Below are 8,125 nucleotides of genomic sequence, written 5' to 3'. Positions count from 1 at the left end.
TCTGCCCCAGTACAACCACCACAGTAGGTGCTGTCAAAGTCAAAGTTTTTGATCGCAACGGAGGACTATTGGGAGAGGTAACTAATAGTAAAACTGGTACAGAGTATCTTGGTTTTGCCACTGATGACGACAAAGAGAAAATTGCCGGGGTACAAATGAGCTTACTTAGCCCTGAAAATGGTGGTTATTTAATTGGTGATATTAGCTTTATTCAACAAGTACCTCAGAAGGTTTTATGTCAAAATACAGCACCAAACAACTTAGTCGTCAATGGCAGCTTTGAAAAACCAGATACTCAAACAGAGTATAGTTACGGAGTCAAAGGCTTTCTGGTGAAAACTCCAATTGAAGGCTGGCAGTCATCTCAGAACATCGAAATCAATCATAAAGATCTTGGTAAAAGTGCTTACTCTGGGTCGCAATTTGTGGATCTTGATAGTATCAATGCAACAACTAAAATTTCTCAGAAAATTGCCACTCAGGTAGGGAAGACTTACAAGCTAACTTTTGCATTTGAAGCCAGTGATAATCTAGCGGCAGTCGAACATGACAAATTGAATGTGTATTGGGGAAATGAATTACTTGAAGCACTAGATAAACTTGACAATGATACTGCATGGGAGGTTATGAACTACGACGTGGAAGCTAAAACCACTGAAACTATTCTCAGTTTTGATAATCTCAATGAGAAAGCTAATAGTTATGGTACTCGTCTAGATGCAGTGAGTCTGAATTTATGCCAGTAGTCTGATTTTTCTAAGTCTTTGAAGCGATCGCCCTTGTTGGTTAAATAGGGCGATCGCTGGATATAAATATCTAAATCAAAAAGTTACTTTTTTCCAATGGAGAAAAAAAATGAAAAAATTTCTGATTTTAATGGTTATGGTTTGCCTAGTGATACTTTTAGGCTTCCCTAAACCCGTGAGTGCTGCTAATTTGCAATATACATTCTCTAGCACTAAGCGTAACCATCAGGCGATCGGCAGGGCTATTCCTGGTCTTCATACTTTGGAACCTTTGTCTTATTCTAGCCCTGTATATAGTTCTTATCAATTTCCTCGAGACTGTGAAGGTACTACTTGGTTTTCAGATAAAACCATCACAGGAAAATACCTCAATGGTAGTGGTACCTGTCCATCTTGGCAACGTCTTTCGTGGTACTCTTCTCCATACTCCAATAGAGGTAGTGAAAGAACATCGGACAATTCTCCTACAGTGTTGAACGGTGATGCGTACAATACTGAAATAAAAGAGTTAATTCGTGAAACTAAGGAGAGTGGTTACGAGGAAAAGTTTTTAGGGCGTTATTTTGCAGAGCAATATCCTGAATTTGCTATTTTCGGGGCCAGCGAACTGAGAAAAAACTTTATGTATAACAATTCTCTCCACCTAAATTCGGATTACTCTTCATTAATAACCCCAGGAACAACTAAGGGACAAAAATTGACAGTTGATGGAAGTACTGCTGTTGTTTGGGAACAGCAGATACCTAATAGTAGTCTTTCTAATTCCCTCCCTACTATTCATCACGTTTTAATTGTAGAAAATTCTTCTATATCAGATATAGATCTAACTCCACATATGTCTGTCCCATTTCACAACAATGCAAATTACCAATATTCCAAAGTGTTCCCTCCTCACATATTGAGAGATAGAATAAGAACCAGAAAGAATTTTGTCCCAGATGAAATATCCTTGTTCGATAGTTTTTACTACTTAATATTTGCTACTGATGCTCCACTGACTAATAAGAATATCATAGAGAATGTTGTTCGCTCGATTATAACAGGTACTGCTCCAGCTCCCTATTCTCCTCCAGCTATTTTCAATCCTAGTTTTAAACTTCCAGAATTAAAGGTTAAGGACACAACAAACCTACCGATAGATCTATCCATAGGACCATCAGGAGGAGCTTTTTGTTCGACTTCACCATGCCCTTCTTCTTGGGAGTACGACATTGACAGCCAACTCAAGCTACCCGATGGATTGAAACTTGACCCAACAGGAAAAATAATTGTCGATCCATTAGCTCCCCCTCCTGCCGGACCAAAAATAGCTAGGCCTTATACTTTTACAATCACTGTTGATGACCATAGTGTTAACCCGCCTAAACATACATTTACTCTAATTGTTAAATGATAATCAAGGTAGGTCTGCTGAGGTTAGAAAGTAAACTTGACATCCTCCCGACGCTGCTCTCACGAGACAGCGCGGGATTCCCTAGCATCACGGTTAGGGGCTTCCTGCTTCGTAGCACCCGCCTTCCGAGATTTACTCCCAGAAGGTCTTACGGTCGCTCCACAGGCTGACACTGCTAGTCCAGCAGCCTTCTTGGTGGGCGTTCCCTTGCGTCTATCGCACCCCGCGGGTTCCCATCCGCAAAATATTTACTGAAGCGTTTATGTCCCGGTCATGGTGACTACCACACTCTGGGCAATCCCATTCTCTAATATTCAGAGGCAATGTTTCCATTACATGGCCACAATTAGAGCAACGTTTTGAACTAGGGAAATATCGGTCAATTTTGATTAACTCTCGTCCATACCAATCAGCTTTGTATTCTAATTGCCTCACCAATTCTCCCCAGTTGGCATCACTTATAGCTCTAGCTAATTTGTGGTTTTTCACCATGTTTTTTACTGCCAAATCCTCAACTACTATCGTTTGGTTTTCTCTAATTAGTTGAGTTGTCAGTTTATGAGTATAGTCAAGTCTTGAATCTTTGATTTTTGCGTGTATCTTGGCTACTTTTAGCCTAGCTTTTTGATAATTATTAGACTTTTTATTGGGTTTTCTGCCTAAAGATTTCTGGGCTAACCTTAATTTTTTATGTAACCTTTGAAGATTCTTTGGGTTGGCAACTTTTTCTCCATCACTGGTGGTTAGCAAGCTGGTAATTCCTAAGTCAATCCCCACTTGTTTATTAGTCGGCTTCAGTCTCAAAAGATTATACAGGCACGCAAGTAGAACAGAACATCAAAAAAGCTTGTTCTTCTATTGGTTCGACAATGGTAGGAAATCTCCAATATGGAGGTAGTTGGGCGATCGTCGGTTATAAAGGAGCTAAACCAGGACAAGCAGTAGAAAACCTAGATAATCTCTGTCTCTACTGCTCCCAATATCAGCCCGAGGGAGTTAATGTTAAATATTGGGTGCAACAAACAGCTCCTTTTTTGAACAAAAAATTAAAGCCTAGACAAAAACTGTCCAAGAATCGTGCTAGTGAATATTTCGCTTTTAAGCAAGCTTTGGGCATTGATGGTGACTATGCGTTGGTTGGGGATGATGGTAAAGGTAATGCCTATATCTATCATTGGCAAAATAGTCAGTGGAAGTTAAAACAGCAGCTCAAACCTCGAAGTCAGAAAATGGCTGGGTACGGTCACTCTTTAGATATCAGCGGTAACTTTGCAATTGTCGGCCAGTATTCTGCTAGTGCTTTGGGCCAAAATAATGCGGGTGCCGCTCACATTTATGAATTAAAAGATGGTCAGTGGCAGCACAAACAAATCATACAACCTTCGGACTTAAAAGCTAACGACTATTTTGGTTATTCGGTGGCAATTGATGGCAAACTTGTGATCGTGGGAGCATATTCAGCTAATGCTCCTGGAAAAAACTATTGTGGTGCTGCCTATATTTTCCAATTAGAAGGTGGCAAGTGGGTACAGAAAGGCAAAAAATTGCAGCCAGATGATCTTGAGGCTGGTAATTGCTTTGGTTACTCGGTCAATATCGAGGGTAGTGTAGCAATGGTAGGAGCTTATTTAGCTAATGCCCCTGGCAAAAAAAATTGTGGTGCTGCTTACATTTTTAACTTAGGGAACGATAAGTGGCAGCAGCAACAACTTCAACCCCCAGATTTAGGATCTGGCGATAATTTTGGCTGGTCATTAGCTGTTAGTGGCAATCGGGCAATTGTAGGGGCACATCTTTCTGGTGTATCAGGAAAAGTAGATACAGGTGCGGCCTATGTTTATGAATTACACAACGGTGTGTGGTACTTACATCAGAAGATTCAAGCTAATGACCAAAAGCAACATGATTGTTTTGGATGCTCTGTAGGTATCAAAGGTAACGTAGCAGTTGTGGGAGCATCTCAGGCTAGTGTTAATGGTATATGGGATTACGGTGCTGTCTATCTGTTTCAGTTAGAACATGGCAAATGGGAGCAAAAACAGAAGTTGCAACCCTCAGACTTGCCAAAAGATGGGGGATGGGGCTATGGTGTTGCCTTCGATGGTAGCCGGGCTATTATCAGCGGTAATGGTGAGTTGTTAAGCTCTAAAACTGGTTTTGCCTATATTTGCGATGTTGACACTAAGGCATAGGTTAGCAAGTCATTTCAGTCGATAGTTATAGCATTTATCATAAAGATGAGGTACATTTACGATCCCCCTAAATCCCCCTTAAAAAGGGGGACTTTGAAATCTCCCCCCTTACTAAGGGCAGGGCTGTTTCTAAAGTATTGTAGATTAACGATTTAAGGAAAACGGAAGATGAGGGGATAGTGGAACAGTGAAATTTGCCAAAATTTGCCTATTTTTCAGTCAATAAGCGTCTTTAAGCTCTTAGAGGATATTTGGTTCAATGCCGCTTAAAAGCCTCCATCCCCGTGTCCCCGTGTCTCCGTGTCTCCGTGTCTCCGTGTCTATCGAGAATGAAACAGTCCTACCTTACTAAGGGGGGTTAGGGGGGATCTAAAACTGTATCTCACCAATTTGAGAAACGCTATATATCATGCGCCCCCTCCGGGAGAACATGATATTATTAAGCATCTCCAATAATAAAAAATAAAATCAATTATCCCAAATGAAGTTATCAATTCTTTCACCAAAAAATAAGCTCTGAAGCCTCCCCTTTTAAGAGGATGAAAAAAAAATCAAGTTCAATATTTCAAGCCTTTGACTTCAGGCAGATGTACTGATAACTGATAACTGATAACTGAAATGACCCTACTCCCTATTAATCAGGACTTACGCAAAGACAATATATATAAGGCTTCGCTCAGTTACGCTGTCGCTAACACACCCTACGAATAGCGTTCATGCGTAAGTCCTGTTAATATTATTATTTGTTGCTTGTTGTACCAAAAAAATGTGTTTCATGTTAAGAGATAAAGTGTTTGTATTGAAGAGTATTGAACTATAGAAAATTTATGTTTGCCATATTTTTATTTTGTATAATCTTCAGTTTTTTTTATTGGTTAGTAAACGAACCTGATATTCAAAACAGCAAGTTTGCTCCAAATTCAAAAATGGCTTTTTCCTCTAACGGTAAGTCAGATATCCACTGTGGCCAGCAGTTTGTCTCTAATCAAGCAAAAAGCGATCGCTATTCCTCTAATAGCAAGTATGATTCAGTCTCATTGACAGTTTCCATAGAAATGCCAAAAGGACAGAGAGCTGAAAAAATAGATTTCCAAGGAAATGAGGGAACTTTTGTATTAGCAAATGAAAGCTATTCTAATGGTAATGGTCATGGTAAATCTGATTCAGTCTTGGTGAAAGTTTTTATAGAATTACCCAAGGAACAGGAAGCCAAAAAAAACAATCTTCAAAGCAACCAAGAAACTACTCTAGTAGCCAATGGGCATCAATCTAGCACCAATGGTAATGGTCACAATAAAGCTAGCACTAATGGTAATGGTCACAATGGAGCTAGCACTAATGGTAACGGTCACAATGGAGCTAGCACTAATGGTAATGGTCATAGCAATAGTAAAAACCAATTGGTAATGGTGAAAACTGCTCCAGAAGTCAAGATAGAGCCTATTCAATTTCACCCCCCCAAACAAGATCATAGCAATGGCCACAATGGAAATCAAAGTAGTAGCAGTAACGGTCATTTAGAACTTGTACAAACTGCTCCTGAACTCAAGGTAGAGCCTACTCAATTTCACCCCCCCAAACAAGATCATAGCAATGGCCACAATGGAAATCAAAGTAGTAGCAGTAACGGTCATTTAGAACTTGTACAAACTGCCCCAGAAGCCAAGGTAGAGCCTACTCAATTTCACCCCCCCAAACAAGATCATAGCAATGGCCACAATGGAAATCAAAGTAGTAGCAGTAACGGTCATTTAGAACTTGTACAAACTGCCCCAGAAGCCAAGGTAGAGCCTACTCAATTTCACCTCCTCAAACAAGATCATAGCAATGGCCATAATGGAAATCAAAGTAGTAGCAGTAACGGTCATTTAGAACTTGTACAAACTGCCCCAGAAGCCAAGGTAGAGCCTACTCAATTTCACCCCCTCAAACAAGATCATAGCAATGGTAGATATGCAGGGAAAGCAACTACTATACCATTGCCTAACGGAGGTAGCATACAACTGCCAGGTGAACCGAAAGATATTGCAACTCTTCTAGATGTAGAGAAACCACAGTTTGATAAGACTATTATTAATGAGACATTGCAACAATCTCGAACAGCAATTACTGGCAGAATTATGCAGTTTATTGATTTTAAGCGCGATATATCCGGAGGCTATGCTCAACTATACGAAATGCTGAAAGATTATCCCTTTCGTAAAGGGAAGATGCTGCGACCTACAATGTGTATTAGTGCAGCAAGGGCAATGGGAGGAACAGGAGATAGGGCGTTGACAACAGCAGCAGCTCTGGAATTATATCATAATGCTTTTTTAATACATGATGATATAGAAGATGGTTCTGAGTCTCGGCGGGGTAAGGAAACTTTGCATCATGCTATTGGGGTAGCTCGGGCAATTAATGTTGGGGATGCTACCAATGTTTTAGCCGTTGGGTTGTTGCTGGAAAATCTATCAGCGATCGGGATACAAAAAACCCTCAGTGTCTTGCATGAAATAGAATTTATGGCACAGCAATCTGTGGAAGGGCAAGCAATGGAGTTGGACTGGGTGGCTAATAATACTGGTTATCTGACAGACCAAGATTATTTTACTATGTGTGTCAAGAAAACTTGTTGGTACACCTTTATGACTCCCTTGCGGATCGGTCTAATTATTGGACACCCGACGGCGAATTTGACGGAGCTAGTTAAACCTCTGGCAGATATAACTAGGTTTGGGATGATTCTGGGCATTGCTTTTCAGATTCAAGACGATCTGCTGAATATCTTGGGAGACCTGAAAACCTATGGTAAAGAAATAGGGGGAGATATTTATGAAGGTAAACGCACAATTATGTTGAATCATGTTATTGCTAATAGCAATGCTGCGGATCGGATTTTAGAAATTTTAGCACTGCCACGACAACAGAAAACACCAAAACAAATTGGTTTTATTCTAGAAGAAATGAAGCGTTGCGGTAGTATTGATCATGGTTGGTATTTAGCTCGAACTCTTGCTAACCAAGCTGACAATATCTTTGAATCTCTGGATTTTCTCAAGCCAGAATCTCCTTTGCAACCGGGAGAAAATTGGGGTTCGTCTCTGCAAGACCGTCGCTTTTTGAAACAATTGATTAATTATGTGATTTATCGAAATTTGTAAAATTAGGGAATAGGGAATAGGGAACAGGGAACAGGGAACAGGGAATAGGGAATAGATAAGATCCCTAGTTGACTTTTGATCGGAATATAGCACTACGCAAATAGGTTATATCATGTCCGGTTGAACAGTTATAAATAAATAACGACTTAGGAGTCAGGAGTCAGGAGTCAGGAGTCAGGAGGGAAGACTGAAGTTGGAAGAAGAATAAGTGGAGTTGAAGGAGAAAGTTTTTTATCACGCTCTTATCCGAACATGATATTACAGCATATTTCATATCAGTGAGGTACATCTGTTGCGGGCAAGATGCCCGCACTACAAAGACTCGAACCTTATTTGATATTAGGACGTTTATAAATGCTCAAACTTAGTCAGGGATTATATCGTGTCCGGTAGCATCGGAGCGTGTATAAAATCAAGGTGACACTCTTGAGAAAACCTTCTGCCTCCTGCCTCTTGCCTCCTGCCTTCCTTCCACCAAAATCTAATTATTCAACCGGACATGATATGACTTGCGCGTAGCGCTATATCACTACTACCCAAAAAATTTACAAAATTTAGGCAAATATGAACTCTTTGCAACTTCCACAACTTCAATTCCAACTGCAACCTGGTTCAACTCTGGTGCTGCAAATGTCTCTTCACAACTGA

At 40.3% G+C, this 8,125-nt stretch carries 4 protein-coding genes and 1 pseudogene; 4 read left to right on the top strand and 1 reads right to left on the bottom strand.

All coding sequences use genetic code 11. The features are described from left to right. The coding region (locus tag F6K54_RS35225) for a DUF642 domain-containing protein (RefSeq protein WP_293088360.1) at nucleotides 1-746 on the top strand (746 nt) is incomplete at its 5' end. 109 nt (nucleotides 747-855) lie between these two features. Next, entirely contained in the window at nucleotides 856-2,139 is a 1,284-nt protein-coding gene (locus F6K54_RS35220) for a hypothetical protein (RefSeq protein ID WP_293088358.1), read from the top strand. 59 nt (nucleotides 2,140-2,198) lie between these two features. Here the strand turns inward: F6K54_RS35220 and F6K54_RS35215 are convergent. After that, a pseudogene (locus F6K54_RS35215) lies at nucleotides 2,199-2,937 on the bottom strand (RNA-guided endonuclease TnpB family protein); the annotation flags it as partial. 71 nt (nucleotides 2,938-3,008) lie between these two features. Here F6K54_RS35215 and F6K54_RS35210 point away from each other — a divergent pair. Both F6K54_RS35210 and F6K54_RS35205 read left to right on the top strand, forming a co-directional pair. After that, nucleotides 3,009-4,331 carry an FG-GAP repeat protein gene (locus tag F6K54_RS35210; RefSeq protein ID WP_293088357.1) on the top strand — a complete coding sequence of 441 codons (1,323 nt, stop codon included), beginning with the start codon at nucleotides 3,009-3,011 and terminating at the stop codon, nucleotides 4,329-4,331. 926 nt (nucleotides 4,332-5,257) lie between these two features. Then, on the top strand, nucleotides 5,258-7,477 hold the full coding sequence (locus tag F6K54_RS35205; RefSeq protein WP_293088355.1) for a polyprenyl synthetase family protein: 2,220 nt from the start codon (nucleotides 5,258-5,260) through the stop codon (nucleotides 7,475-7,477). Nucleotides 7,478-8,125: the final 648 nt, after the last annotated feature.

The organism is Okeania sp. SIO3B5 (genome assembly GCF_010692555.1).
GTDB lineage: Bacteria > Cyanobacteriota > Cyanobacteriia > Cyanobacteriales > Microcoleaceae > Okeania.
This window is presented reverse-complemented; position numbering and strand designations above follow the sequence as displayed.

Coding starts and splice junctions, on each gene's coding strand:
- F6K54_RS35220 (WP_293088358.1), top strand. CDS start 856: ATGAAAAAATTTCTGATTTTAATGGTTATGGTTTGCCTAGTGATACTT.
- F6K54_RS35210 (WP_293088357.1), top strand. CDS start 3,009: ATGGTAGGAAATCTCCAATATGGAGGTAGTTGGGCGATCGTCGGTTAT.
- F6K54_RS35205 (WP_293088355.1), top strand. CDS start 5,258: ATGGCTTTTTCCTCTAACGGTAAGTCAGATATCCACTGTGGCCAGCAG.